1 protein-coding gene is annotated in these 700 nt (G+C 71.4%); it reads left to right on the forward strand.

Going from position 1 to position 700, the window contains the following annotated elements; genetic code table 11:
• Positions 1–13 precede the first annotated feature (13 nt).
• Positions 14–700, forward strand: a 687-nt coding sequence (locus tag C6N31_RS42330) for a DUF2637 domain-containing protein (protein ID WP_198359634.1), incomplete at its 3' end; no start/stop codon positions are given.

Here is a 700-nt window from a genome sequence, read left to right on the forward strand (position 1 = left end):
GGAGGGGTCGCGGGTGCCCGCGATACGTTTGACCCGGACGCACCGGATTCTTGTCGGTGTGGTCGTCGCCGGTGCGGTGGTGATCGCCGCGATCGGTTTCGCGGGATCGTACGCCGCGGTGCGGGAGCTCGCGCAGAACAAGGGCTTCGGCTGGTTCGCGAACGTCTTCCCGATCGGGGTGGACGCCGGGATCGTGGTGCTGCTGGCGCTGGATCTGCTGCTGACGTGGATGCGGATCCCGTTCCCGCTGCTGCGCCAGACCGCGTGGCTGCTGACCGCCGCGACCATCGCGTTCAACGGCGCGGCCGCCTGGCCCGACCCGGTCGGGGTCGGCATGCACGGCATCATCCCGGTGCTGTTCGTCGTCTGCGTCGAGGCCGCCCGGCACGCGGTGGGCCGGGTCGCGGACCTGACGGCCGACAAGCACATGGAGTCGGTCCGCCTCACCCGCTGGCTGCTCGCCCCCTTCCCCACCTTCAAGCTGTGGCGCCGCATGAAGCTGTGGGAGCTGCGCTCCTACGACCAGGTCATCCGCCTCGAGCAGGACCGCCTCGTCTACCAGGCCCGCCTCCAAGCCCGCTACGGCCGCGCCTGGCGCCGCAAAGCACCCATCGAAGCCCTCATGCCGCTGCGGCTGGCCCGCTACGGCATCCCCCTCGCCGAAACCGCCACCCTCGGCCTCGCCGCCGCCGGCATCACC

The sequence above is a fragment of the Streptomyces fildesensis genome (assembly GCF_016107395.1).
GTDB lineage: Bacteria > Actinomycetota > Actinomycetes > Streptomycetales > Streptomycetaceae > Actinacidiphila > Actinacidiphila fildesensis.